This window comes from Metapseudomonas boanensis (genome assembly GCF_042232855.1).
In the GTDB taxonomy this organism is placed as follows: Bacteria; Pseudomonadota; Gammaproteobacteria; order Pseudomonadales; family Pseudomonadaceae; genus Metapseudomonas; species Metapseudomonas boanensis.
Map to the genome: position 1 here is coordinate 508,864 of NZ_CP113889.1, position 26,741 is coordinate 535,604.

23 protein-coding genes are annotated in these 26,741 nt (G+C 64.5%); 2 read left to right on the forward strand and 21 right to left on the reverse strand.

Going from position 1 to position 26,741, the window contains the following annotated elements:
• Nucleotides 1-189: 189 nt before the first annotated feature.
• Nucleotides 190-963 (forward strand): SDR family oxidoreductase, encoded by a 774-nt coding sequence (locus OXH74_RS02330; RefSeq protein ID WP_375739913.1) that lies wholly within the window; start codon nucleotides 190-192, stop codon nucleotides 961-963.
• A gap of 90 nt (nucleotides 964-1,053) precedes the next feature.
• Here the strand turns inward: OXH74_RS02330 and OXH74_RS02335 are convergent, their stop codons facing one another.
• From OXH74_RS02335 to OXH74_RS02395, 13 genes are all read right to left on the reverse strand, one after another.
• Nucleotides 1,054-1,497 (reverse strand): nuclear transport factor 2 family protein, encoded by a 444-nt coding sequence (locus OXH74_RS02335; RefSeq protein WP_375739914.1) that lies wholly within the window; start codon nucleotides 1,495-1,497, stop codon nucleotides 1,054-1,056.
• The gene (locus OXH74_RS02340) at nucleotides 1,494-1,880 is read right to left on the reverse strand and encodes a nuclear transport factor 2 family protein (RefSeq protein ID WP_215372589.1); all 387 of its coding nucleotides are present in this window, start codon (nucleotides 1,878-1,880) and stop codon (nucleotides 1,494-1,496) included. Before OXH74_RS02340 ends, OXH74_RS02335 begins: the two co-directional genes overlap by 4 nt.
• 10 nt (nucleotides 1,881-1,890) lie before the next feature.
• Nucleotides 1,891-3,093, reverse strand: a complete 1,203-nt coding sequence (locus tag OXH74_RS02345) for an acetyl-CoA C-acyltransferase (protein WP_375739915.1) — start codon at nucleotides 3,091-3,093, stop codon at nucleotides 1,891-1,893.
• A gap of 212 nt (nucleotides 3,094-3,305) precedes the next feature.
• Entirely contained in the window at nucleotides 3,306-3,764 is a 459-nt protein-coding gene (locus OXH74_RS02350) for a MaoC family dehydratase (protein WP_215372593.1), read from the reverse strand.
• 2 nt (nucleotides 3,765-3,766) lie between these two features.
• Complete coding sequence (locus tag OXH74_RS02355) at nucleotides 3,767-4,552, reverse strand: SDR family oxidoreductase (protein WP_375739916.1); 786 nt, start codon at nucleotides 4,550-4,552, stop codon at nucleotides 3,767-3,769.
• A gap of 14 nt (nucleotides 4,553-4,566) precedes the next feature.
• Nucleotides 4,567-5,760, reverse strand: a complete 1,194-nt coding sequence (locus OXH74_RS02360) for an acyl-CoA dehydrogenase family protein (RefSeq protein WP_375739917.1) — start codon at nucleotides 5,758-5,760, stop codon at nucleotides 4,567-4,569.
• Complete coding sequence (locus OXH74_RS02365) at nucleotides 5,757-6,914, reverse strand: acyl-CoA dehydrogenase family protein (protein WP_375739918.1); 1,158 nt, start codon at nucleotides 6,912-6,914, stop codon at nucleotides 5,757-5,759. Before OXH74_RS02365 ends, OXH74_RS02360 begins: the two co-directional genes overlap by 4 nt.
• 301 nt (nucleotides 6,915-7,215) lie before the next feature.
• Nucleotides 7,216-9,603, reverse strand: coding sequence for an RND family transporter (locus tag OXH74_RS02370; RefSeq protein WP_375739919.1), 2,388 nt, complete (start codon nucleotides 9,601-9,603; stop codon nucleotides 7,216-7,218).
• Nucleotides 9,603-10,619 (reverse strand): WD40/YVTN/BNR-like repeat-containing protein, encoded by a 1,017-nt coding sequence (locus OXH74_RS02375; RefSeq protein WP_375739920.1) that lies wholly within the window; start codon nucleotides 10,617-10,619, stop codon nucleotides 9,603-9,605. The genes OXH74_RS02370 and OXH74_RS02375 overlap by 1 nt, the downstream gene beginning before the upstream one ends.
• Before the next feature lie 89 nt (nucleotides 10,620-10,708).
• On the reverse strand, nucleotides 10,709-12,331 hold the full coding sequence (locus OXH74_RS02380; protein WP_375739921.1) for a DUF1302 domain-containing protein: 1,623 nt from the start codon (nucleotides 12,329-12,331) through the stop codon (nucleotides 10,709-10,711).
• A gap of 161 nt (nucleotides 12,332-12,492) precedes the next feature.
• On the reverse strand, nucleotides 12,493-13,863 hold the full coding sequence (locus tag OXH74_RS02385) for a DUF1329 domain-containing protein (protein ID WP_375739922.1): 1,371 nt from the start codon (nucleotides 13,861-13,863) through the stop codon (nucleotides 12,493-12,495).
• A 109-nt stretch (nucleotides 13,864-13,972) separates the two neighbouring features.
• Nucleotides 13,973-15,163, reverse strand: a complete 1,191-nt coding sequence (locus tag OXH74_RS02390; RefSeq protein ID WP_375739923.1) for a saccharopine dehydrogenase family protein — start codon at nucleotides 15,161-15,163, stop codon at nucleotides 13,973-13,975.
• A gap of 128 nt (nucleotides 15,164-15,291) precedes the next feature.
• Complete coding sequence (locus tag OXH74_RS02395) at nucleotides 15,292-16,659, reverse strand: NAD(P)/FAD-dependent oxidoreductase (RefSeq protein ID WP_375739924.1); 1,368 nt, start codon at nucleotides 16,657-16,659, stop codon at nucleotides 15,292-15,294.
• Between the two features lie 254 nt (nucleotides 16,660-16,913).
• Between OXH74_RS02395 and OXH74_RS02400 the strand changes: the two genes are divergently transcribed.
• Complete coding sequence (locus tag OXH74_RS02400; RefSeq protein WP_375739925.1) at nucleotides 16,914-18,203, forward strand: MFS transporter; 1,290 nt, start codon at nucleotides 16,914-16,916, stop codon at nucleotides 18,201-18,203.
• A gap of 18 nt (nucleotides 18,204-18,221) precedes the next feature.
• Here the strand turns inward: OXH74_RS02400 and OXH74_RS02405 are convergent, their stop codons facing one another.
• From OXH74_RS02405 to OXH74_RS02440, 8 genes are all read right to left on the reverse strand, one after another.
• Nucleotides 18,222-19,493, reverse strand: coding sequence for a helix-turn-helix transcriptional regulator (locus tag OXH74_RS02405; RefSeq protein ID WP_375739926.1), 1,272 nt, complete (start codon nucleotides 19,491-19,493; stop codon nucleotides 18,222-18,224).
• Nucleotides 19,483-20,358, reverse strand: a complete 876-nt coding sequence (locus tag OXH74_RS02410; RefSeq protein ID WP_375739927.1) for an SDR family oxidoreductase — start codon at nucleotides 20,356-20,358, stop codon at nucleotides 19,483-19,485. The genes OXH74_RS02405 and OXH74_RS02410 overlap by 11 nt, the downstream gene beginning before the upstream one ends.
• A 166-nt stretch (nucleotides 20,359-20,524) precedes the next feature.
• The gene (locus OXH74_RS02415; protein WP_375739928.1) at nucleotides 20,525-21,673 is read right to left on the reverse strand and encodes an acetyl-CoA C-acetyltransferase; all 1,149 of its coding nucleotides are present in this window, start codon (nucleotides 21,671-21,673) and stop codon (nucleotides 20,525-20,527) included.
• 96 nt (nucleotides 21,674-21,769) lie between these two features.
• Nucleotides 21,770-22,825 carry an acyl-CoA dehydrogenase family protein gene (locus OXH74_RS02420; protein ID WP_375739929.1) on the reverse strand — a complete coding sequence of 352 codons (1,056 nt, stop codon included), beginning with the start codon at nucleotides 22,823-22,825 and terminating at the stop codon, nucleotides 21,770-21,772.
• 10 nt (nucleotides 22,826-22,835) lie between these two features.
• Complete coding sequence (locus OXH74_RS02425) at nucleotides 22,836-24,002, reverse strand: acyl-CoA dehydrogenase (RefSeq protein WP_375739930.1); 1,167 nt, start codon at nucleotides 24,000-24,002, stop codon at nucleotides 22,836-22,838.
• Nucleotides 24,003-24,008: 6 nt separating this feature from the next.
• Nucleotides 24,009-24,767, reverse strand: a complete 759-nt coding sequence (locus OXH74_RS02430) for an enoyl-CoA hydratase family protein (protein WP_375739931.1) — start codon at nucleotides 24,765-24,767, stop codon at nucleotides 24,009-24,011.
• Nucleotides 24,768-24,780: 13 nt separating this feature from the next.
• Nucleotides 24,781-25,848 carry an NAD(P)H-dependent flavin oxidoreductase gene (locus OXH74_RS02435; protein WP_375739932.1) on the reverse strand — a complete coding sequence of 356 codons (1,068 nt, stop codon included), beginning with the start codon at nucleotides 25,846-25,848 and terminating at the stop codon, nucleotides 24,781-24,783.
• Nucleotides 25,848-26,717 carry an enoyl-CoA hydratase gene (locus tag OXH74_RS02440; protein WP_375739933.1) on the reverse strand — a complete coding sequence of 290 codons (870 nt, stop codon included), beginning with the start codon at nucleotides 26,715-26,717 and terminating at the stop codon, nucleotides 25,848-25,850. Before OXH74_RS02440 ends, OXH74_RS02435 begins: the two co-directional genes overlap by 1 nt.
• Between the last annotated feature and the right edge of the window lie 24 nt (nucleotides 26,718-26,741).

The following is a 26,741-nucleotide window of genomic DNA, read 5'->3' on the forward strand; positions in this document are numbered from 1 at the left end:
ATTCATTCGCCAAGGGCAGCAAAGCTGCCCCATCGGGCCTTGCAGGGCAGACCTGCGGTCCGCTTTGCGAATGAATTCGCACCCACAAAGACGCGTTCAGCGACACCGCAAATAGTCCTCTTGGACGTGGGCGAGCATCCGCGCAGCCCTTAGCCTCACCTGCATCAAAGACTCACACGCGAGGCAGCCATGGGCGACCCTTTGGATTTCACCGGCAAGGTGGTGTTGGTAACAGGCGGCGGCAAGGGCGTGGGGCGCGGCATCAGCCAGCGCTTCCTCGAACACGGCGCCCAAGTGGTGATCTGCGGGCGCAACGCCCCGGAAAGCCTGCCGGCCCACGGTGGGCGCGAAGCGCTATTCCTGCCCTGCGATGTGCGTGACGTGGACCAGCTGCAAGGTATGGTGGACGCGATCGTCGAGCGCCTCGGGCGGCTGGACGTGCTGATCAACAATGCCGGCGGCGCTCCGCATGCCGATGCGGCCACCGCTTCGCCGCGCTTCTCCGAATCCATCATCCGCCTCAACCTGCTGGCCCCGCTCAACCTCAGCCAGCTGGCCAACCGGGTGATGCAGGAGCAACCCGAGGGAGGCGCCATCATCAACATCTGCAGCGTCAGCGCAGTACGCCCCTCCCCCGGCACCGCCGCCTATGGCGCCGCCAAGGCCGGGCTGCTCAACCTGACCCGCTCGCTGGCAGTGGAGTGGGCACCGAAGGTGCGGGTGAATGCGGTAACCGCCGGGCTGATCCTCACCGAGCAGGCCGAATTGCACTATGGCGATGCCGAAGGTGTTGCCAGGGTGGCCGCAAGCATTCCGCTGGAGCGGATGGCCAACCCAGGCGACATTGGAGACGCCTGCCTGTACCTGGCCTCCCCCATGGCGAGTTATGTCAGCGGAGTGGATATCTGCGTGCACGGTGGCGGGGAGAAGCCAGCGTTTCTGGAAGCGGCGGGGGTGAATTGAAGAGCTGATGGGTTTCGCTTCGCTCGCGGAACGCCGCCCGACCCATCCTACTTGGCACTCCGTAGGATGGGCGGAGCGGAGCGATACCCATCAGGTCCGAGCAGCGGACTCCACCATCGAATGCGCCCTGAACGCCGTCTCGACGATCTTCCACTGCCCGTCGATACAGCGATAGCGATCCTGATAGACCCCACCCAGCTGCCGTGTGGCGCCGGTCTCGGCGTCGAGGTTGAAGTAATACAGTGCCCAGCGTGCCTTGGCCTCGTCTTCGGTGACCAGTTCGATCTCCGGATTGGCACCGTGGTGCAGGTCGATCACTCGCTCATTACACGCCAGCGATTCGTAGAGCGCGACGAAGCTGTCGCGGTCCTTGAAACTGCCGACGGGGCCGTAGTCGATGTTGATTTCGCCCGTGGCGAAGCAGTCGCGGATCTCCGCCACCTGCTTCAGGTCGCAGGCGTTGAGGTAGCGATGCTTGAGCTGGCGGATGGCCTCCAGCGCTTCCAGGCGAGCAATGCGGTATTCCAGGGTCATGGCTGTTCCCTCGCGATCATGTTGGATTCGCCCCAGTAGGCCTTCATGGAGCGGATGCGGCCTTCGGCGTCGAACTCCATCACGTCGATCACCTCGATGGTACGGAGGCTGCCGCCCCAGTCGAGGTCGACGCAAAAGGGCACGGCGCCGCAGTTGCGGGTGGCGCGAATCGAGCCGTCGAGGCGGGCCGTGGCGTCCAGGCGCCCCAGCCCCTCGCGATAGAAGCGCGAGATGGCCTCGATACCCACGTAGGGCGGCTTGCCCACCGGGTCTTCGACCGTGGCGTCCTCGGCATAGAGCGCGAGGATGCCGTCGATGTCCCCGGCGCCCACCAACTCGACATAACGGGCAAGACTTGCCCGCACTTGCTCTTCACTGATCATGCAAGCCTCCTCAAGCCACTTCGAACAGCGCAGCGGCGCCCATGCCACCACCGATGCACATGGTCACCACCACGTAGCGCAGACCGCGGCGCTTGCCCTCGATCAGGGCGTGGCCAACCATCCGCGCGCCGGACATGCCGAACGGGTGACCGATGGAAATGGCGCCACCGTTGACGTTCAGGCGCTCGTCGGGAATCCCCAAGGTGTCGCGGCAGTGGATCACCTGGCAGGCGAAGGCCTCGTTCAGCTCCCACAGGCCGATGTGGTCCATCTTCAGGCCGTGGCGCTTGAGCAGTTTGGGAATGGCGTAGACCGGGCCGATGCCCATTTCGTCGGCATTGCAACCGGCCACTGCCAGGCCGCGATAGATGCCCAGCGGCTCCAGGCCACGACGTTCGGCCATCTGCGCGCTCATCAGCACCGAGGCGGAGGCGCCGTCGGAGAGCTGCGAGGCGTTGCCGGCGGTAACGAAGCGCCCTGCGCTGGTCCACTGACCGCCCTGCCATACCGGCCCCAGGGCCTGCAGGCTTTCACGGGTGGTGTCAGCGCGGTTGCATTCGTCGCGGGTCAGGGTCACCGACTCGTGGCGGCTCTCGCCGGTGGTCTTGTCCAGCACCAGCTTGCGCACGGTGAGCGGCGCCAGTTCAGCATCGAACAGCCCGGCGCTCTGTGCCAGCGCGGTGCGCATCTGGCTGTGGTAGCTGTACTCATCCTGTTGCTCGCGGGAGATGCCATACCGTTCGGAGACGATCTCTGCCGTCTCGATCATCGGAATATAGGCACGCGGGTCGCGCATCAGCACCGCTTCGGACTGGTTGCGGTAACTGTTCTTGTGCTTGTTCTGCACCAGCGAGATGGACTCCAGGCCACCGGCCACGGCGATGTCGATCTCGTCGCACATGATGCTCTTGGCCGCCATGGCGATGCTCATCAGGCCCGAGGAGCACTGGCGCTCCACCGCCATGCCGGAGACGCTGTTCGGCAGACCTGCCGCAACCGCGCAAAGGCGGCCGAGGTTGTAGGCCTGGGTTCCCTGCTGGGCAGCGGCACCGATGATCACATCATCCACTTCACCCGGTTCGATCCCCGCCCGGCGCACCGCCTCACGCACCACATGGCCGCCCATCAGCGGCGCTTCGGTGTCGTTGAAGGCGCCACGGAAGGCCTTGCCGATGGGAGTACGGGCGGTGGAAACGATTACGGCTTCTTTCATCCTGGGTTCCTCTGAATAAGTGGTGGGAGGGGCATCCCTCATCCGAACGCAGCCCGCCCCGACCCCGCTCCCGAGGGAGAGGGGAAAAATCTTGTAGGGGCGAAATCATTCGCCAAGCAGGCCGAAGGCCTGCCCTGCCTGATCTCAGGGGGCAGCGGCGCTGCCCTTGGCGAATGACTTCGCCCCCACAGGAAAAGCGAAGGCCTCTCGTGCTAGGCCGGGTAGTAGCGGCTGATGGTGTCCACGACGCAGCCGGGGCGCTCTTCGCCCTCGATCTCCACGCTGACTCGGATGGTCGCCTGCACACCGCCCTTCACTTCTTCCGCTGCCACCAGTTGCGCGCTACCGCGCACTCGGCTACCGGCGCGGACCACATTGGGGAAGCGGACCTTTTCGCAGCCGTAGTTCACGCCCATCGATATGCCACGCACTTCGACGATCTGCGGCAGGAACAGATTGACCAGCGCCAAGGTCAGGTAACCATGGGCGATACAGGCACCGAATGGGCCGTTGGCGGCGCGTACCGGATCGACGTGGATCCACTGGTGATCGCCCGTGGCCTCGGCAAACTGGTCGATGCGCGATTGCTCCACGCTGATCCACTCGCTGTGACCCAGTGCCTCGCCCACGCGCTCGAGCAGCTCGGCGGGCGTCTCGAAGATCATCGTCATGCTCAGGCCCTCTGGCTGGAAACCGACAGCACTTCGCCGGTCATGTAGGAGCTGTAATCGCTGGCCAGGAACATCATCACATTGGCCACTTCCCACACCTCGGCGGCGCGGCCGAAGGCCTCGCGGGAGGCGAGCTGGTCCAGCAGTTCCTTGGGCGCGGACTTCTTGAGGAAATCGTGCAGGGCAATGCTCGGACTCACCGCGTTGATGCGGATACCATGCTCGGCAGCCTCGACCGCCGCACAACGGGTCAACGCCATCACCCCGGCCTTTGCGGCGGCGTAGTGGCTCTGTTCTTTCTGCGCGCGCCAGCCGAGTACCGAGGCATTGTTGACGATCACACCGCGCTGGCGCTCGATCATCTTCGGCAGCATGGCGCGGGTCATGCGCATGGTGCCGGTGAGGGTCACGTCAAGGACGCGGTTCCACTCCTCATCGCTCATTTCCACCAGCAGGCGGGAGCCGCCGAGGCCGGCGTTGTTGATCAGCACGTCGACGCCGACCAGGTCACGCTCAGCGGCAGCCACCAGGGCCTGCACCTGCTCTTCCTGGGTGACGTTGCACTCGCGGGTAAACACCTGGTCCAACCCGGTGGCTTCGCGAATTCTCAGCGCGGCTTCCTGCAGGCGACCTTCATGGATATCGCTGATCATCAGCGCGCGACAGCCTTCTTCGGCTGCTCGCAGGGCGGCGGAGTAGCCGATGCCGGCACCAGCGGCGGCGGTGATCAGCACCGATTTGCCGCGCAGCAGACCGTGGCCGGGAACATAGTTGGGAATACTGCTCATGGTTCTTCCTCGACTCAGGCGCGCACGCGCGGTTCGCGGGGCATGCCCAGCGCGCGTTCGGCGATGATGTTGCGTTGGATTTCGTTGGTGCCGCCGTAGATGGTGTCGGAGCGGCTGAAGAGGAACATCGACTGCAGGCGGTCGAGCTGGTACGGCGCGCCCTCCAGCAGCTCGGCCTCGGCGCCGAGCACGTCCATGGCCAGCTTGCCCAGATCGACGTGCCAATTGGCCCAGCACAGTTTGTAGATCATGGCCTCGCGACGCAGCGAGCCGTCCTGCGCGCCAGAGAGCATGCGCAGCGAGTTGTAGCGGAGGATGCGCAGACCGCTCCAGGCCTCGGCGATGCGCTGGCGCAGCAGCGGGTCCTGCGCAGCGCCGTTGGCCTTGGCTATGCGGATGATTTCCTCCAGCTCGTTCTGGAACAGCATCTGCTGGCCAAGCGTGGACACGCCGCGCTCGAAGCCCAGCAGAGCCATGGCGATCTTCCAGCCGTCACCGGGTGCGCCAAGGATATTCATCGCGTCGGTTTCAGCGTCGTCGAAGAACACCTCGTTGAACTCCGAGGTGCCGGTCAGCTGCTCAATCGGGCGTACCGTGATGCCTGACTGGGCCATGGGCACCAGCAGGAAGGACAGACCCTTGTGGCCGACACTGCCCGGCTCGGTGCGGGCGATCACGAAGCACCACTCGGATTCGTGGGCGAGCGAGGTCCAGACCTTTTGCCCGCTGATTCGCCATTTTCCACTGGCCTCATCGAGCGTGGCGCGGGTTTTCACGTTGGCGAGGTCGGAACCCGCACCCGGTTCGGAATAGCCCTGGCACCAGAACTCGGTGCCGGCGACGATGCCAGGCAGCAGCCGACGCTTTTGCTCTTCGGTACCGAAGGCGGCGATGGTCGGCCCGGCCAGGCCCTCGCCAATATGGCCCATGCGGCCAGGCCCACCGACGCGAGCGTATTCCTCGTGGAAGATCACCTGCTGGCTGATGGACAGGCCGCGTCCGCCATGCTCCGGCGCCCAACCGACGCAGGTCCAGCGGCCTTCGGCGAGCTTGCGCTCCCAGGCTTTGCGTTCCTCGGGGAAGCTGTGTTCATCGCCCGGCCCACCGCGAAAGCGCAGCGGCTCGAACTCACCACAGAGGTTCTCTGCCAGCCAGGCGGCCACTTCGGCGCGGAAGGCTTCATCCGCGTCGCTGAAACTGATCTTCATGCGGATTCTCCCAATAACGCAGCGGCAATTCGTTCGCGGTGCCAGGACGGCGAGCCGAGGAAAGCCTCGCTGGCGCGAGCGCGCTTGAAATAGAGGTGTGGGTCGTACTCCCAGGTGAAGCCGACACCGCCATGCAACTGGATGGATTCCGCCGCGCAGTGGAAGAACGCCTCCGAGCACCGCGCCTTGGCCAGGGCTGCGGCCAGCGGCAGCTCGGCGGCCACCACGGCATCGCCATTGGCGGCCAGGGCTTCCTCGGCTACGCAGGCCGCGTAGTAGGCGGCGGAGCGGGCGCATTCCACTTCCAGCATCATGTCCGCGGCGCGGTGCTTGATGGCCTGAAAGCTGGCGATGGATCGGCCGAACTGCTGACGCTCGGCGGTGTAGGCCAGGGTCAGGTCCAGGGCCTGCTGGGCGCCGCCAGTCTGTTCGGCAGCCTGGGCTGCGCAGGCCAGTTGCAGCACGCTCTGCAGCAGTGTCGCGCCCTGCCCCACTTCGCCCAGCAAGGCGTCTGGCCCGACGTAGACTTGCGCCAGCGTCACCTCGGCGAGCTTGCGGGTCTGGTCCAGGGTTGGCTTGAGGCTACGGGTAACGCCCGACGTGGCAGCGTCCACGGCAAACAGGCTGATGCCCTGCTCGCCTCGCGCGGCAACGACCAGCAGGCCGGCGCTGTGGCCATCGACCACATGGCGCAGCACGCCATCGAGGACGAAGCCCTCACCTTCTTCCCGCGCCGTCGCCTGCACCGCGTCCACGCCCCAGCGGTTGTCGGAGGCATAGGCCAGGGTGGCGGTCAGGCTGCCGTCAGCGATCTGCGGCAACCAGCGGGACTTCTGCGTTTCGCTGCCGGCCAGCAACAGTGCGGGGGTGGCCAGGCAAGCGGTGGCAAAAAATGGGGAGCAGAGCAGGCGCCTGCCCATCTGCTCCAAGAGGATCGCCAGTTCGACGAACCCCAGGCCCAGGCCACCGTACTGCTCGGGAATATGAATGGCCGGCCAGACCATCTCGCCACACAGGCGTTGCCAGAGCTTCGGATCGTAGCCCAGCTCGGTGACCATCGCCGCACGCACGGCGGCGGAATCGGAAACGTCCGCGAGAAAACCCTCGGCGGACTCGCGGATCATGTCCTGCTCGTCGCTGAACGCGAATTCCATAAAGCTGCCTTCTTTTAGGTCGTGGGAGCGCCTGCCATCCGCGCCCCGGTGCGGTGAGTCTGGCGGCTTGCGGAAGGCAGGGAATCGTCCAGATGGACGACGAGGAGAGCGAAGAGGTGAAGGAGAAATCCTGTGGGGGCGAATTCATTCGCTAAGCAGACCGAAGGTCTGCCCTTCAGGGCTGGATAGGGCAGCTGCGCTGCCCTCAGCGAATGAATTCGCCCCCACGAAAAGCTTCGCCGCAGGAGGGGGCGGGCGGCGCTCCGCGGGGCGCAACGCACACCCCGTCCCCCGAGCTCGCTCAGGACTGGATCGGGCGCAAGCGCCCCTGGGCGCCGGTGCTCGCCGGATGCGCCTGCTCCACTCCCAGCCAGACGGCCAACGCAGGCAGCAGGAAGATGGCGCCCAGCACGTTGACCAGGAACATGAAGGCCAGCAGGACGCCCATGTCGGCCTGGAACTTGAGCGCCGAGAAAGCCCAGGTGCCCACGCCGATCGACATGGTCAACGCGGTGAACACAGCTGCGGTGCCGCGCTGGCGCATCGCCTCATAGAAGGCGTCACGCAGCGGCAGACCGTGCGCCATCTCATGCTGCAGGCGTTCATAGATGTACACGCCGTAGTCCACACCAACCCCCACACCAAGGGCAATCACCGGCAAGGTGGCCACCTTGAGGCCGATGCCAAGCAAGGCCATGAGCGCATTGCAGAGGATGGTCACCAGGACCAGCGGCACGATTACGCAAAGCACCGCACGCCACGAGCGGAAGGTCAGCCAGCACAGCAGCGTGATGGCGGCGAAGATCGAGGCGAGCATTTGCACTTCCGCCTGCTCGACGGCTTCATTGGTGGCAGCCGCGACGCCGGCGTTGCCCCCACCGAGGCGAAAGCGGATGTTGGGGGTGCTCTCTTCGGCGATGAACTTCTCCACTTCGCCGGTGACATGCTTCAAGGTCGCGCCCTGGTGGTCATTCAGGTACACCAGCAAGTTGAGCGTCCGGCACCCTTCGGTGTTCAGCCCCAACTCCGGATTCGCCGCACCGCCGCCGATGCGCAATGCCGACTCCGAGCGCTGCAGCGCCGCCCAGCGCGGATTGGCCTCGTTGTTCGCCGCCGCGAACAGCTTCACACCCCCGGCGACCGTGCTGACCGATTGCACGCCATCAACCCCACGCAAACGCAGGTCGAAACGCTCGATGGCGTTCATCACCTCCCAGTTCAGGCAGGCTTCTTCCAGGTTGGAGGTCTCGGCATACACAGACAGCACGTCCATGCTGATCGAGTAGCTCTTGATGATCGCGGCGTTGTCCTGGTTGTAGCGGGATTCCGCGCGCAGTTCAGGGGCGCCAACGCCCACATCGCCCGTCAGCAGGAAGCGCGAGTGGTAAGTGCCGGCAGCCAGGAGTGCCGCCATGACAGCAAAACTGGCCAGCGCCGGGCCGGGCTCCGCGAGCGCCGCCACCGCCCACCAGACCCGATGCTTGCCGCCAAGCGTGGACGATGCTCGGGCCATCGGTTCGAGATAAAGGTGGGACAGGATGATCGGCAGGAACATCTTGTTGGTGACGATCATCAAGGCGACGCCCAGGCAAGCGGTCAGCCCCAGCTCATGGACGATCGGAATATCGATGACCATGATCACCAGAAAGCCCAGAGCATTGGCCAGCAGGGCAACGGTCCCTGGAATGGCGAGCTTGCGGAAGGCAGCCTCCGCAGCCTCCTGCGCAGAAACCCCGGCGAGCACATCCTGCTTCCAGGCGTTGGTCATCTGCACCGCATGGGATACGCCGATGGAGAAGATCAGGAACGGCACCAGCACGGACATCGGGTCGATGCCATAACCCATCAAGGGCAGCAAGCCGAGCAGCCAGATCACCGGCAGCAGGGCGACGCTGAGCGCCAGGATCGTCAGCTTCAGCGAGCGGGAATATAGCCACAGCAGCAGCGCGGTAACGCCGAAGGCGATGGCAAAGAACAGGACGACGCCCAGCAGTCCGTCCATCACCTCACCCATGACTTTGGCGAAGCCGACGATCTGGATGTCGATCAGATCGCTTGCGAAGGTCGCACGGATCGACTCGAGCTTCTGCGCCACTGCCGCGTAGTCGAGTTTCCGGCCGGTTTGCGGGTCGATCTCCAGCAGATCGGCCTGGACCATGGCGGAACGCAGATCGTTGGCGACCAGTTGCCCGATCTCTCCCGACTTGGAAACGTTGGAACGAATCTGCGCAAGGCCGGCTGCGTCCGCTTCGAAGCGCGAGGGTACGACCACGTCGCCGGTGAAGCCGGACTCGGTCACCTCGATGTAGCGCACGTTCGGCGTGAACAGGGAGCGGACACGGCTGCGGTTTACACCCGGGGTGAAGAACACTTCATCGGTGACCTTGCGCAGCACACCGAGGAACTGCGGGTTGTACAGATCACCAGCCCCCTTCCAGTGCACGCTGACCATGATGCGGTTGGCGCCGGAAAAGGTCGTGCCGTGTTCCTGGAAAGCCGCCATGTAGGGATGCGAGAGCGGGATCAGCTTATTGAAACCCGGGTCAAGCCGGGTGTTGAGGGCTGATGTGCCGAGGCCGATGGTCAGCAGCAGGAACAGGAGGCCCAAGGGCAAACGCCACGCAATCAGGCTTCGGGCCAGGGCAGCGACCAGGCGTTCGGTTCGGGTCGTAGGGATCGAAGTCGTCATTACGGTGTTCCCTGATGGGACGAGGTGATCGGGGATTGGGCCGCAGTCAGCCCGTCTGCGGCCGACAGGGCGAGGGTGCGCAAACCGGCGTCACTGGCAAGCAGCCAGGGGCCCGAGGCCGGGACGAAGATGTCGGTCAGGTTCTCCTGGCCAGTCTCGCGCAAGACTTTGAACGTCAGGCCCCGGTCATCGCTGGCCAGGACAACGCCGCCCTGGCCGGCAAGCAGCAACCTGCCGTCAGGGAGCACGGTGTCGGCGTAGAGGGAGACTGGCCTGGGCATCTGGACAGCGGACCAATTGAGACCGTCATCCGTACTGCGGAACACCTGGCCGCGCATGCCATACGTGACCCAGGTGGAAGCGCCCAGGCTGACGGCGCCATACAACGAACCGTTGTAGAACGGCTCAACCACCTGCCAGTGCTGGCCACCGTCGAGCGAGCGCAGGAGCGTCCCCGCCTCGCCGACGATCAGCCATTGCCGGCGATCCGCCGAGAACGCGATAGCATTCAGGTGCCAGTCCGTCAGTCCCGGTATCGACTCGCTCTTCCACCGCTTGCCACCATCGCTGGACCGCAACACACGGCCGAAGGCGCCGACGGCCAGCCAGTCGCCGGAAGGCAGGCGGGCGGCGTCCAGCAATGGCTCACCGCCGTCCTCCTGAAATGCCGCCTCCCTCCAGTTCCGTCCGCCATCGGCCGTACGCAGGATCCATCCTTCATGCCCCAGGGCAAGGCCATGGGTATCGTCGGCAAATACCAGGCGGGTGATCAGGGCCTGGCGTGCCGAGGCGGTTGTCGCGCTCGACCAGGACCGTCCCTGGTCGCGCGATATCAGGATGTGCCCCAACTCCCCGGCGGCGACCCAACCAATGCGCGTTTCCTCGATACCATTGAGCTGCATATGCTCGAGGGGGACTTCCGTTGGCCGCAGCGTGGGCATGGAACGGGGGGAAAAAGCCAATGCGCCTGCCAGCCCCACCAGCACCGAGACCGCGAGCCCTACTAACACTTTCATGGAGAACTCCTTGATGCATGGCGGGTCATGCAGGCCGCACCATGGCAAAAAGGCCACAACGCTTCCGGCATGCCCCACCACAAACTCGGTCAGAAGCTGTACTTGGCGCTGATCGCCAGGTAATCGCGGTCAGCCAGAGGTCGCTTCTCCAGGTCGGCATCACCGAGGAAGGCGTTGTAGCTCATGCCCAGCTCCAGGTTGTTCAGGTACTTGGCGTTGACTCCGACGCTCGCGCGCTTGTCGCCCTCGCCGACCAGGCTGCCGAAAGCCCCGCCCACGGCGGCGGCTCCACGGACCTGATGAGCGAAGGTGATCGGCATGTTGAGATCCCAGCCGTCGACGACGTTGTTCCAGGAAGGGGTCATCAACAGCTGGTAGGCCCAGGAGTTGCGATCGAGGGTAAGCTCATCGGATTGTTCGCCAGCGAACTCGAACGGGTCGACGTCGTTCACGTGCAGGTAGCTGACTTCACCGATGAAGGTGGTCTGGTCCGACAGCACCATCGGCCCCATCAGGTAGATGGCTGACAGGTTCCCCTGAGTGGCATCGGCGCGCGTTGCCGACGGGCCGATCAGCGAATCGACCAGGACCGGCACACCATCCTTGTAACTGACCTCGCCGGCGACGTTGAAGTCGCCCATTCGCGTCGAGAAGCTGGCTCCGGTCAGCGCGATGTCGTCGAAGTACACCACGTTGTAATCGGTCGGGAACATGCCATCGAAATTCATCACCACGTTGGGGTTCTTGTCGTGGTAACGCAGGTAGTAGAGGCTCAGCTCGCTCTCATTACCCAATGAGAAGCGGGTGCTCACCCCCCATTGGCCGCTGTCGCGGGGCTGGTCGTCCGGGGACCGTGGGATGTTGAAGCCCGGAGCTGCGCGAATGAACTCCGCACCTGGCCCGACCACGTCGGTGTAGGAGAAGTAGGTGCCGACCGGGTCCAGCTCGGTGCGCTTGTACTCATATTGGTAATACGCCGCCACGCCGAAATCCGGAGTCAGCTGCCACTGGCCCGAGAACTGTCCGACCGGCAGCAGAATGTCCTTCACCTCGGTGCCCGGCACGTTGGCCTTGGTGGCATCGGCGGGTGATTGGGCGCCCGCGATGTTGGGGAAGAACAGGCTCTCCCCCCACTGCACCACCTGCCTTCCTGCGCGCAGGTTGAGCATGGATTGCTCGGCGGTCTGGAAGCTGCCGTAGACATAGGCATCGAGGAAGCGGCTGCGACTGCCCGCCAGGTTCTGCGCATGGGTGGTGAAATGGTCGTGGGCACCGCTCTTGTTGACGGTGTCAGGCGAGTCGTTGTCGTTGGGATGCTGGTACACATCGTCGTAGAAACTGCTGGCGCGGACGAAGGCGCCGTAGTTTCGGTACTTGATGTCCATCTCGCCCAGCAGCGAAAGACGGTTGTTGATCAGGCTGCCCTGCTTGAAGTTACGGTTGCCATCATCGGAGTTGACCGTGGTCGGCAGGCCGCTCGCCGGATCGATCGGGCCGTCCACCAGGGCTCGCGACGGGTCATTCAGCCGGTAGGCCGCACCGTAGGTCACGTTGAGCAGGTAGTCGACATTGACCTCCTCTCCCACGCTCAGCGAGCCCGCCCACACCGAAGCCCCCAGCGGCGCCACACAGAGTCCGAACATCCAGGGGCGCAACAGCGAGCCCCGCATCAACTGGTTTCCCCGTACTACCTTGCCTGCAAAATGGTTCATGTACCGCCTCCTGTTCGTCGGTCTGCGCGTTTGCCCCGCCGTGGCAGAGCCCCCATCGCGCAGCCGAGCACCCTGGCGACGGGCGTGCCGTCGCCAGGGATGCTGTCTCGTAAAAAAGGTCCGTTAGGAAAATTCGTGTCCGAGCGCTAAGTCCGCTCCACTTACCTGCCCGATTGGCGCAGCAGGTCGGTGGTGAACATGAAGGGCTTCAGGCGGTCGCCATTGACCAGCGGCGGATCGATCTCGTTGGTCAGGCGGTCGGCCAGGTAGGCCCCGGACACCAGGTCGTGATAGACGGTGACGCCGGAATGGAACAGCTTCGCGCCGTAGGCGTAGTAAGTGTTCATGAAGTTGGTGCGCCACAGCTCGCCGTGCGCGTCATAGTTGTCCGCCATGACGGCAAGCCAGGTGTCTTCGTCGACGTACAGAACGCGCTTGGCGTATTGATGGCGAAACCCTTCCTTCAGCGTCGCTTCCAGAACCCATACGCGGTGCGGCTCATAGCGCATCAGCTGCGGGTCGATACTGCCGGGACGCAGCAGGCTCTCGTACTTGACCCCGGCGTTCTCCAGCCGATAGCCGTTGTAGGGGATGAACAGCTCGCGCTTGCCGACGAGTTTCCAGTTGTAGCGCTCGGGCGAACCGTTGAAGAGGCGGTCGTCATCGATGGTGCGGAATCCGCCGACACCCAGCGGCATGTCGAAACCGAAGCCGGGAGACTGGCGAACACGACGTGTGCCGGGGTTGTAGGTCCAGCTCGTCTGCGGGTTCTTCGCTTCATTGAAGTAGGTGTAGGTGAGCATCACCTCGCCCTTCTGGCGCTCGGGCTTGAGGATGGTCACCCGCGAGTAGGCGAAGATGCCCTCAGTCGGCTTACCAAGGTCGTCATGACCACTGGTCTGGTCGAGGATCTCCATACGCATCTGCCCCCAGGCGATGTTGCCGTTCGGGTAGACCACGGCCTGGTCGTACACGGCATCTTCCTGGTGGGCGAAGACCGGCAACAGGATGTTGCGCAGCAGCTCGTCGCCCGTCTTCGGCATCGGGAACGGAATGCCGCCCTTCAGCGCACGCACACCCATGTTGCCGTCCTCCAGCACCGAGCTGACGGCATTCTTGCGGTTCAGGTCGCAACGGTAGTCGTCGTAACGGAAATCTCGATGACTGGGGTAGACAGGAATCGAATAGCTGTCGGGATACTTCTTCAGCAGCGCCTTCTGCCCGTCGGACAGCCTGTCCGCGTACTGCGCCATGTTCTGCGCGGTCACCACGAACTGCGGTTTTTCCGCGGCATAGGGATCAGGGTGGCGTGTGCCAAGCCCACCAAACTCGACGCCGGGCGGCGTGCCCAGCCACTGCCCACCAAATGCCGGGATGGAGCCATCGGCATTGGCGCCCTTCTCCGCGCCAAAGCAGGTGAGCTCAGTACCGAGCTTCGCCGCCTCGACTTCGGTTGTCACAGCCCCGGCCCCTTGGGCAACCAGCATCAGCGTTGCCAGCAGGGGCAACGTCCTACGGAATTTCATGTTCATGGTGTCCTCTATCCTCTTGCAGAGACCGGACTTCCCCCGGAAGGCGATCTCATCGTGATCATCAGGCAGTTCCAGCGCGCTCCCGGGCTTCAGGCAGCGCGGACTTTCCTCAGGCGTAGAGATCGCGCTTGAGCACCGTTTCGGTCTCGATCAACCGGCCACCGGTCTCCTGTGCAAAGGCGCGCACATAGGCCTCCGCGTCCAGGCAGACTTCGGGCGCCAGCAGACCCTTGCCGGTCACGCCACCGGCCAGCCAGGCCTCGATGACCAAGCGGGCGCAGGTCGGCGTCGGGTCGGCAGTACTGTCCTCGGCCTGCTCGGTGGGCAGGTCCAGGTGGTGCTCCAGCACGCAGCGCACTTCGGCGCCACTGCGCTCGCCCACCACCTCCACACGGGAAGCGACGGCCCAAGGCTCGTCCGAAAGGTCGACGGTCACGCTCTTGCGACCGACATCGCTGGACAGGTGATGAGTGAGGAACTTGAGCGGCGAGATGCCGAGCCCCTCGATCACCTCGGAACTGCCCAGCCCCAGGTCGATCAGAGAACGCCAGACTTCAGCGCCGGCTTCGGGGAAGAAGGCGATGCGGTTGGTCACCTGATCCAACCCCTTGATGAAGTGCGGCAGGGTGACGGTTTCGCCGTGGCCTATGAAGAAGGACGGATAGGCCTTGAAGGGTGCTGCATAAGGCACCTCGAGCCGGCCGCCCCAACCCGGCATCTTGCGGTACTCCCCGTCGACGAACTGCACCACCTCTCCGGCAGTGATGTGCATCATGTGGTCGATGACCGCCGGCGACAGCAGGTCCGGCACGAAGGGCACGGCGGTGGCCAGATGGATCTCGCGCACCTTGTCGAGGCGGTCGGCGAGCATCCTGGCCATTACATTGGTCAGTCCCGGGGTCGAGCCGCAGCCGATGACCAGTTTGATCCCCGCCTCCAGGGCACGCTGGTGGTATGACGGGTCGAGGAACAGCGCCTCGGCGACATCGTGATCGTCATTGATATCGATGTAGTCGACACGCGCACGCAGCGCAGCCTCGATGACCGGCACGGCACTGCGGTAGAACGGCCCGACAGCGTTGAACACCAGGTCGACACCATCGAGCAGCGCATCCAGGCGTGCCGGGTCGCGAATGTCGGCGCTGACTGGGGTCGCCCTGGGGCCGAGTTCGGCGGCCAGCTTTTCGGCGTTCGCGAGGTTGAGGTCGCCGATGATGCACTCGATCTCGGGGTGACGGGGCACCAACTGGCGCGCAACGTTCGCACCGACGTTGCCGCAGCCCAGTAGCAAGATTTTCATTGTTCAATCTCCAGCTTTTGTTTTTGTGTATTGGCGATTCGATGCCGCCGGACCACTCCATCCCAGGCGGGACGTCCTTGCCCATTGGTCCGCACAGGCGTTCTTGCAGCTACCTACCAACGCGTCCGTCAAACCAGATTCAGCTTGTCGGCCCACCTCGCTGCGGGAATCAGCACGCGTCGGATCTTGGTCTCGAACAGGCCCGGGAAATGCACGGCCTGCGGGGTTTCCAGCGGGAGCAGGAAGTCCTGGGGGCGATCGCTGGCCAGCGCCTGGCCCAGGTTGGCGCCCATCATCGGGCCCATGACGTTGCCCCATGAGCCGAAATTCATCAGGGCCAGCACCCCATCGGCCACCTGGTACAACTTCGGGTAGGCCGCCTCGTAGAGGGAGGACGAATTGGCCGTCATGCCCGTCCAGTAGGACTCCAGTTCGATGTGGGTGCCGCGAAGCTGCGGATAGGTGCGATGCAGATATCGCAGGAAATAAGCGAAATAGGTTTCCGCCCTCTGGGCACGGCCAGGCCCCGGAATGGTCGCAGTGATCAGTCTATTGCGGCCGTCGATGATCAACGGGTACAGGCCGGCGGGATGCTGCATGAGGGTGACCCGGGCCGGATTGACGATGTCCAGCACCGACTGCGGCAGTGGCCGCGTGGCCATCCCGCAGGCCACCAGCGGGAACTGGGTGCGGGCAAGCTCCGGAAAGAAGGCATTGCCGGCGTGGCCGTTGGTGCAGATCACCACCTGCTGTGCGCGCACACTGCCAGTGGCTGAACGGACCCGCCAGTGCGACCCGATCCGTTCGCAGCCGACCACACAGGTGTTGCCGTGAACCCTCGCGCCCAGGCGGACGGCGGCGCCAATCATGCCGTTGGTGAAGAGGTAGGGATTGACCCGGCCGCCCTCGCGCCAGTGGATGCCGTAGCCGTATGCATCAGTGCCCAGCAGTTCCTTGAGCCGGGCCGCCCCGACGATGTCGACGTCATAGCCGAACGCCTTCCACTGGCTCACCTTGTTCTCGAGCGCGGCATGCTTGCGGTAGGCCGCATCGACCATGCCGGACTTCACCGCATCCGCCTGCAGTCCGTGTTTTTGGCACAGGTCGAAGACGATGTCGCGGTGCTGGATGAAGTACTCGGTGAAACGCTTCCCCTGGTCGGCGTGCGCCCGAAGTGGCTCAACGGAACCCAGGTAGGGCTGCACATGCCCGGCATTGCGACCGGATGCACCGCTACCGGGTTGATCCGCCTCCAGAACCACCACACGTACACCACCCTCGGCCAGATGCAAGGCCAAGGAAGCCCCAACCAACCCGGCACCGACGACGACCACATCAGCTTCGATGTCCTGGTCCAGTGCTGGGTAGGCAGGGCCTTGCTGTGACAAAGGCCAGCCGCTGAAGCGAATGGGCACCACACCCGACTCATACGCGCCTGCAATCGGAAAGACCGGAACCTGTCCCGCTGCCGCACGCCGGTATTCTCTCCAGCTCACTACTGCCTCCTCGAATTCATTCCAGAAACCTCATTTCGGACTGATCGAGGCTGAACGGGATCGACCCAATGCCTGCCACAGCGTGATCGATCCTATTGAGATAGCGAATGAACGAACCAGTACCAACTGGTACTGGAGCAAGAGATCGACGGACAACTAAAGATGCCTAACCCCAATGGGCGATATCCGGTGGTCAGGCGATGGTTAGACTCCGGACGCAAAGTCCCGACCGATAACAACAAGAGAGTTTCGATATGGCGCGTTTGCAAAACACGGTGGTTGGGCTGGATATCGACGCGGTAGCGGCAGACCGCACTGGCCCGTCCACAAAGGCTGAAAGCCACCCGAACCAGCGCCAGGGTTGGGCCCTCGTCCTTGGATTGGCGGTGGTACTGTGCATCATCTTCGGCACTACCCTGAACTCCATCAGCGTGTTCACCCTGCCGATCACCACGTCCCTGGGATGCTCCAACGAAGAGGCCGCGCGCCTGGCTACCGCGTTCATTTTCAGCATGACCCTGGCAATGCCCGTGGCGGGCTGGCTGCTCGATCGCATCTCGCCGCGACCGGTCATGACAGCGGGCGCCATCATGGCTGCGCTGGGCTATCTGCTCGCCTCGCGGAGTCCTGACATCACCCAGCTCACGCTTGCAATGGCGTTGAGTGGCCTTGGCGTTGGCGCCTCGACCTATGTCCCGGCCATCACCCTGGCCACACGCTGGATAGTGCCAAACCGGCAAGGCCTGGCCTTCGGCATCCTGCTCTCAGGCGCCTCCATTGGCGCCGTGATCTTCCCCATACTGCTCACCCACACCATCGCTGAGGTGGACTGGCGCAGTACGATGCTGGCCATCGCCGGCATGATTCTGCTGATCTGCGCTCCATTGCTGCTATGGCTGGCACGCATGCCTGACGACACATCGGTCGTGGGCCTGCAGCCAGCGGACGAGTCCCTTGGTCATGGAATCGGCCACGCGTTACGCATGCCGCGGTACTGGATGTGGATCGCCATGCAGCTGCTGCTGACCCTGAGCAGCCTCGGCATCTTCATCGCGCTCGTTCCCTATCTCATCTCTGCCGGATATTCGGCCCAGGACGCTGCCTTCTATTACGCCGGCATCGGCGCTGCTGCGTTGATCGGCAATTTCACCTTTGGCCTGTTGAGTAACCGCTGGAGGGCAAAGAACATCCTGCTGATCGGCACCGTCATCGGTACCGCAGGCATCCTGTGCCTCCTGGGAGCGAACGATCCGGTATTGGGCCTGGGAGCAATCGCGCTTTTTTCCCTGACCTGGGGCACCACCTTCAACCTGGTCAACCAACTCTCACCCTTGCTGCTGGTGGAGGCGATGGGGCAACGCAACTTCGGCAGCCTGCTCGGCATCGGCAACCTGATCGCCGGCCTTGGCTCCGCGTTCAGCCCGGAAGCCGTCGGTTACCTCGTCGACACCACGCACACCTATACCCTCCCCCTGCTGCTCTGCGGCGCCCTGGCGGCCACGGCCCTGCTGCCCATTGCCTTGCAACACCGACCCCGCACCTGATCGAGAACGGTTCGAGGGTCAGCGCAGGAGGGCAAAACTCTTGCACACGATCCGCACGAGGTCGGTCTGGCCCTTGATGCCCAGCTTCGCGTAGATGTTCTTCGAGTAGTTGCGCACTGCGGTCACCGCAATGCCCATCTGCTCAGCCGCTTCACTGATGGTTCGGCCTGCAGCCAACAAGGCGGCGAGCTTGGCTTCCTGGCGGGTCAGGTCGAACAGCTGGGCGATCAGGTCCGGGGAGGCGCTCTTGGAAACCTGCAGCGCCGCAAAGCTTTCGGTCAGTTCCGAGAGATAGATGATGACGCTGGGCACATGCTTGCCCTGGTAGTACGGAGCCACCGGCACCGGCGTGACCAGCATCCCCAGCAACACGCCATCCTGAGCGTGCAACCGCACCAGCTCGCCGTGGCAGTCCGCACCGTGCTGCATTCTGGATGCGATGGCATTGGCCATGGCTTTCTCGAGTACCCGTTGCATCATGCGGTCCTGCAACTGCACCCGTTCATGGTTCAGTTCAATACCCGGATACTTGTCGAAGATGGTCCTGGCGGCGCGATTCACGCATATCACCTTCGCATCGCCATCGAGCACCAGGCAGCCCAGCACCAAGTGGTCCAGGCTGCCTTCATAGATCGACTTTTCTGCCTCCTGGCGCTTGATCCGTGCATAGAGTCCAAGGGCACGGGTGAGATGGGGCAACAAGCCTCTGATCAATTCCAGGTCTGCGGAGGAGAAAGGATGCTCCGGTGTCTTGCGGGCACGTATCACATCAACCCAGCAGCGCATGCCCCCCGGCTCGGCAAAGCAGGTCCTGAGGCAACTGGCGATATTGAGAGAATCCAGGAAAGCGGCGCAATCGGGCTCCACATCCGTGGGGCCGAACACGATGACATCGCCCGGCAGCACCGATTCGGGTCGAACCAGTTCGATGTGGGTAAAACGCTCGCGGTGAATCTGTTCCGCAAGTAGCCAGTCGGTATCGTCATCCTCATCGACGGACATCACCTGCACATCGCAAGGCAGGTCGTCGGAGTGGTGCAAGGTGACCGTGACATTGAGCGCCGCCCACAGATGGCGGAGCCGCTCGGCAAAACTGTACCAGGGGGTGGCCTCGTTCAGGCCTTCATAGACGAGGCCGATCAGCTCGGACAGGACGTCGCCCGGTCCAACTTGCGCCAGCAGCGCATGCGCCGTGGGAAGACTTGTCTCCCACCCAGTTGCAGGCGCGGGTTGCGCAGAACCTGCGCAACCCGGCACGGGCCTCAAGGCAACGGCAGGCTTAGCTGCCATACACCTTCTGCGCCGGCACCGCCTCGGCCAGCAATTGCTCGACGACCCCGCCCAGTTCCTCGGGAACGAAACGCGCGCCCTTGTCAAACTCGGGGCCACGGCGCCAGCCGTCGCCGATGGAGAGCTTGCCACCTTCCACCTCGAACATCCGCCCGGTGACGGCCTGGGAGGCCTCCGAGCCGAGCCAGACCACCAGCGGCGCGACGTTTTCGGGTGCGAAGTAGTCGAAGCCTTCCTCCGGCTTCTTCATCACGTCGGCGAACACCTGCTCGGTCATGCCGGTGCGGGCGGCCGGGGCCAGGGCATTGGCAGTGATGCCGTAGCGCGCCAGCTCAGCAGCCTGGACCAGCGTCAGCGAGGCGATACCGCCCTTTGCCGCGGCGTAGTTGGACTGGCCGATGGAACCCTGCAGGCCGGCGCCCGAGCTGGTGTTGATGATCCGCGCCTTGACCGTGACACCGCCCTTGGCCTGCTCGCGCCAGTGCTTCACTGCATGGCTGGCCAGGCAAAAATGCCCCTTGAGGTGCACGGCCATCACCGCGTCCCAGTCGGCTTCGGTGAGGCTGGCGAACATACGGTCGCGGCAGATGCCGGCGTTGTTCACCAGCACGTGCAGGTCGCCGTAGGCCTCTACGGCCTGGCGCACGATGTCGCCGGCGGCGGCGTAGTGGGTGATGTCGCCGTTGTTGGCCAGGGCCTCACCGCCTTGTTCGCGGATATCGGCCACCACGGCCTCGGCGGCTTGCAGGTTGATGTCGTTGACCACGACCTTGGCACCCTCGGCGGCGAAAGCCAGGGCATAGGCCCGGCCCAGCCCGCCGCCGGCGCCGGTGATGATGACTACGCGGTCTTTGCAGATTGGCATTTTGGTTCTCCGGTACAGCTGAATAGGGGCTTGACCTTGGTTGCCCTCACCCCAGCCCGCTCCCTTAAGGACGAGGGGGCTGTCCGTGCAGCGGGTTGTTCATGCACGGACCGCTTTTCTCCGCTCTCCTCTCCAGGGAGAGGGGCCGGGGGTGAGGGCCACGGGCTCACAGCCTTTCGATGATCGTCACGTTCGCCTGCCCGCCGCCTTCGCACATGGTCTGCAGGCCGTAACGCCCGCCACTGCGCTCCAGTTCATGGAGCAGCGTGCACATCAGGCGGGTGCCGGTCGCACCCAGGGGGTGGCCGAGGGCGATGGCGCCACCGTTGACGTTGGTGCGTTCGTGCGGGTAGCCGGTTTCCTTGAGCCAGGCCATGGCCACTGAAGCGAAGGCTTCGTTGATCTCCACCCGGTCGATGTCATCCAGGCTCATACCGGCGCGCTTGAGCGCGTAGGCAGTGGCCGGTATCGGTGCGGTGAGCATCCACACCGGGTCTTCGGCACGTACGCTGATGTGGTGGATGCGAGCACGCGGGGTGAGGTTGTAGCGCTTCAGCGCGGCCTCGGAGACCACCAGCATGGCGCTGGCGGCGTCGCAGGTCTGGCTGGAGACGGCAGCGGTGACGCGGTCGCAGCCGAACAGGAATTCCAGCTCGGCCATCTTGTCCAGGCTGGTCTGACGCGGGGTTTCGTCATGCTGCACACCAGCCAGCGGGACGATCTCGCGAGCAAAACGGCCCTCCTCGATTGCACACAGGGCGCGACGGTGGGACTCCAGCGCATAGGCTTCCAGCGCCTCGCGGGACAGGCCCCACTTCTCCGCGATCATCTGCGCCGAGCGGAACTGGGTCGGCGGCTGTTTGCCGTAGCGACGCACCCAGCCTTCGGAACCGGAGAAGGGATCGGTGAAGCCCAACGGCTCGGCAGCGGTCATCGCCGAGGAGATGGGGATCTGCGTCATGGTCTGCACGCCGCCAGCGACCACCACATCCTGGGTGCCGCTCATCACCGCTTGGGCAGCGAAATGCACGGCCTGCTGGGAGGAGCCGCACTGACGGTCGATGGTGGTGCCGGGCACAGCGTCGGAAAGCCCAGCGGCGAGCCAGCTGGTGCGGGCGATGTCGCCGGCCAGCGGGCCGATGGTGTCGACGCAACCGAAGATCACGTCGTCGTATTCGTCATCGGGAATACCATTGCGCGCCACCAGCTCACGCAGTACGTGGGCGCCGAGGTCGGCAGCATGGATCTGGCTCAGGCCGCCCTTGCGCCGGCCGGTTGGGGTGCGCAGGGCGTCGACTATGTAGGCTTCGGGCATGGGGTACCTCGGGTCTTGAAATTTGGAGTGAAGCGGAGCTTCCCTCTCCCCCAGCCCCTCTCCCGGAGGGAGAGGGTTGGGGTGAGGGATGCCGTATCAGAAGGTGTTGCCAGCCCCCGGCAGGATCGCCCCGCCAAACAGTGCCTCGCGAATCCGTGCCTTGTGCCAGCCGCGGTCGCCCCAGACCTTGTCCAGGGCCCAGGCGCGTTTCATGAACAGCTGCAGGTCGACTTCCCAGGTGTATCCCATGGCGCCATGGGTCTGGATCGCGTTCTTGGCGGCCAGCAGGGCTGCTTCGGTGCACGCCAGGCGGGCATGGGAAACCTGCGCGTCCTGCTCCGAAAGTCCGTTGGCAATGCCATAGGCGGCGCGGTATAGCGGCCCCTTGGCGAACTCGATCTGCACGGCAACGTTGGCCATCAAGTGCTTGATTGCCTGGAAGGAGCCCACTGGCTTGCCGAACTGCTTGCGCTCGAAGCTGTAGTCCACGGCCAGGTCGACCATGCGTTTGGCGAGGCCGAGCAGTTGCGCGGCAGTGGCCAGAGCGCCGCGATTGACGGTATCGGCCCACAACGTGCGGCCCTTCTCACCCGCAGCCACACAGGTGGCGGCGGTGGGCGTCCAGTCAACGCGAAACAGTTGCCGGCTCGGGTCTACCGAAGCGTTGCGCACCAGTGCCACGGCTGCGCGCGGCACGGCATGCACTTCATCGCCGTGGGGCAGCAGCAGCAGGTCGGCCACATGGGCGTCAGCCACCAGTGGATTGCCGGGTTGGCCCACGGCCAAGCGGGCCTTTCCTTCGGCTATACGGGTCAGCCATTCGCTCTGCAGGTCGAGCTGCTCGTTGCCTAAGGCAGCAAGCAGCGGCACGCCGACCAGCACGGTGTCGACCAGCGGCTCGGTCAGCGCCGCGTAGCCGCACTCTTGGGCCAGCAGGATGAAATCGAGTTCGTTCATGCCCAGCCCACCGAAGCCATCGGGCACGGTCATGGCCGGCAGCCCCAGCTCGGTGAGCTGGGTCCAGAGGTAGTCGCAACGGCCGCTCTCGGTTTGCCAGAGGTCGCGGATACGCTCGGGCGTCACTTCATTGGTGAGGAAAGCCCGCACATTGTCCTGGAACAGCAGTTGGTCGTCGCTGAAGGTAAAGTCCATGGCGCCCCCGTTATGCGCGCGGCATGCCGAGCATGCGCTCGGCGATGATGTTGCGTTGGATCTCGTTGGTGCCGGCGTAGATCGGACCGGCCTGGGCGAACAGGAAACCATCCAGCCAGTGGCCGACGTCGCCGGCGTCTGGCGCTTCAGGCAGCAGTTCGCCTCGCAGGCCGAGGATCGACAGCGCGGTCTCATGCATGCGCTGGTCCAGTTCGGACCAGAAGATCTTGTTGGTGGAGGATTCCGGACCGATCTTGCCGCCCTTCACCAGGCGCGAGGCGGTCATGTAGGTGTTCAGGGTGTAGGCCTCGGCATCCAGCCAGGCGCGCATCACCGCTTCACCGATGGCCGGGTCCTGGTCAGCCGCTTCGCGGTTGGCCTGGTAGAGCTGCACCAGACGGCGTGCGGTTTCCTGGAAACGCGCCGGCGAGCGCAGCATCAGGCCGCGTTCGAAACCGGCCGTGGACATCGCCACGTGCCAGCCCATGCCCTCCCCGCCCAGCACGTTTTCCACCGGTACCTTGACGTCGTCGAAGAAGATTTCAGCGAAGCCCGGCAGACCATTGAGCTGTGGGATCGGTCGCACGGTGACGCCCGGACTGTTTAGCGGCAGCAGGATGAAGGTGAGACCGTGGTGACGGCTCGAACTCGGGTCGCTGCGGAACAGGCCGAACAGCCAGTCGGCCCACACGGCGCGGGTCGACCAGGTTTTCTGGCCGTTGATAACGAAGTGGTCACCCTTGCGTTCGGCACGGCAGCGAATGGCCGCCATGTCGGAGCCGGCGTTCGGCTCGGACCAGCCCTGGGCCCAGACTTCCTCGCCCGTGGCCATCTTCGGCAGGAAACGCGCCTGCTGCTCGGGGGTACCGAATTCCATCAGGGTCGGGCCGAGGAGAAAGATACCGTTCTGGTTGACCCGAGCCGGGGCACCTGCGCGGTAATACTCTTCCTCGAAGATCAGCCACTCGATCAGGTCGCAGCCGCGCCCGCCCAGCTCCTTCGGCCAGGTCACCATGCCCCAGCGGCCCTCATTGAGCTTGGTTTCCCAGGCGCGATGCTGGGCAAAGCCCACTTCGCTGTCGAAGGACTGCAGCGGCTCGGCCGGCACGTTGGCCGCCAGCCAGGCGCGTACCTCCTCACGGAAGGCCTGTTGTTCCTGCGTATAGGTCAGTTCCATAGGTTTTCAGCCCTTGAAGTTGGCATCGCGCTTGTCGACGAAGGCATCGCGGGCTTCCTGGGAATCCAGCGAGCGGTAGGCCTGCAGGGTGAAGCCTTGCTCCCAGCGGTATTTGTCTTCGAGGTTGCCGTCCTCTATACCGGTCAGTGCCTCCTTGGCGAGGGCGATCATGGCCGGGCTCTTGGCGGCGATCTGGCGGGCGATCGAGAGGGCCGCATCGCGCAGCTCCTCGCGCTTGACCACGCGTTCAACAGCGCCCAAGCGGTAGGCCTCGGCGGCATCGATCATCTCGCCGGTGAAGTACATGTGGCGCACCTTCTGCACCGGGAACAGGCGCTGCAGGTGAGCGCCGCCACCCATCGCGCCGCGGTCCACCTCGGGCACGCCGAAGCGAGCGCATTCGGAGGCGACCAGGATGTCCGCTGCGCCGCACAGGCCAATGCCGCCGCCGAGAACGAAGCCATGCACGGCGATGATCACTGGCTTGGGATTACGGTGGACGGCCTTGAAGCTGTCGTAGTTGCCCTTGTTCACAGCGACGATCAGGTCGCCGTTGGCCGCCAGTTCCTTGATGTCGACCCCGGCGCAGAAGCCTCGTCCCTCGGCGCGGATGACGATGACCCGTACCTCGGGCGCCTCGCCCAGGCGTTCCAGCTCGGCGGCGATGGACGCCCAGCCCTGGCTGTCGAAGGCATTCACCGGCGGACGGTCGAAGACCATCTCGGCGATGCCGTTGTCGATGCTGACATGAAATGGTGTTGCCATGGCCTTCTCCCCCTCAGGATGCACGGCGGCACAGCTCGGCGAGACGTTGCTCGGCCTGCTGCACGATGGATTCGATGAGTTCGGCGCAGCCTGGCAGGCTGTCGATGCTGGCGGCGACCTGCCCGGCGGGCAGCACGCCCTCTTCGGGCTGGCCGTCGACCATGGCCTTCTGGATCACCATTGGCGCGTTAGCGGCCATCAGCGTCTGCGCGGCGGTCAGGCCGTCGCTGCCCCTCATCTTCAGGGCGCTGCCGAGCAGCTGGGCGATGCTGGCGCCGCTGTGCCGGCGATAGGCCAGGGCACTGCGCAGGGCCAGGAGCAAGCGGCGCAGGCCACCCGAGCGCTCCAGACGGTCGAGCAATTCGTTGCGGATCATCCGCTGCGGCATGCCGTCGATGGCGCGACTGACGATGATCGCCGCGGGGTCGCGGACGGCCAGGTAGCGCGCCAGGGTCGCCTGGGGCACCGGGCTGTCGGCGCTCATCAGGAAGCGCGTGCCCATGGCGATGCCTTCGGCGCCGAGCGCCAGGGCCGATACCAGACCACGCCCATCCTTGAAGCCACCCGCGGCGATCACAGGCACATCGACCGCGTCCACCACCTGGCCGAGCAGGATCGAAGTGGGCACCGAGCCAGTATGGCCACCGCCCTCCCCGCCTTGCACGGTCACGGCGTCGGCCCCCATTTCCACGGCTTTCACCGCGTGTTTGAGGGCGCCCACCGTAGGGATGCAGACCACGCCGGCATCCTTGAGTCGGCCGATCATCGCCTTGCCCGGCGAACGGCTGTAGCTGACGGCGCACACCTTGTGGCGCAGCACCAGCTCGACGATCTCGGCGGCGTTGGCCTGATACATGTGGAAATTGACGCCGAAGGGGCGGTCCGTCCGTGACTGGGTCTGGAGGATCGCCGCCTCCATCTTGTCCGGTTCGATGGTGGCGCCGGCAAGGAAGCCGAAGCCGCCGGCATTGCCGGTGGCGGCAACCAGTTTCGGGTCGGCGACCCAGCCCATGGCGGTCTGGATGATCGGGTAGCGGCAACCCAGTAGCTGGGTCAGGCGGGTATCGAGGGAAATCGCCATCACGCCTCCGCCGAATTGCGCTGGGACTGGGCCATGGCGCGGGCGTCGTAGCCGCCCAGCTTGTCGCCGCTGACCAGTTCGTTGTGCACATGAGCGAAGTGATGCAGCCCGAACACCATGTCCATGGTGGCGCGCTTGCCCATCAGGTCCTCGGCATTGTTCACCGCCTGCTTGGTCAGTTGCAGGCCCAGGCGCGGCATCTGCGCGATGCGCCGGGCCACGTCCATCGTCACGTCTTCCAGCACGTCGCGCGGCACTACCTTGTTGACCATGCCCATCTGCCAGGCGCGCTCGGCCGGCATGCGCTCGCCGAGGAAGAGGAACTCCTTGGCGATGCGCGGGTTCAGTTCATGGACGTGGGCGAAGTACTCGACGCCGGGAATACCCATGCGCACCACCGGATCGGAGAAGTAGGCGTCATCCGAGGCGATGATCAGATCGCAGACCCAGGCCAGCATCAGGCCACCGGCGATGCAGGCACCCTGCACCATGGCGATGGTCGGCTTGGGCATGTCGCGCCAGCGCCGGCACATGCCGAGGTAGACCTCCTGCTCGCGGGCATAGAGGAACTCGCCGCCCGGCTTGTTCACGTGGTCGTACCAGAGGCTGGCGCGGTCGAAGCTCTGATTGACGTCACGGCCCGGCGTACCGATGTCGTGCCCGGCTGAAAAGTGCTTGCCAGCGCCCCGCAGGACAATGACCTTCACGGCATCATCGTCACAGGCGCGCTTGAAGGCGGCATCCAGGGCATAGGTCATCCGCGAGTTCTGCGCGTTGTGGTACTCGGGGCGGTGCATGGTCACCAGGGCCACCGGGCCCTGCACCTCGTAGAGCACCACTTGATCGTTGTTATCTATGTTCTCGTTCATCTGCGCTGCTCCGTCTCGCGGGAC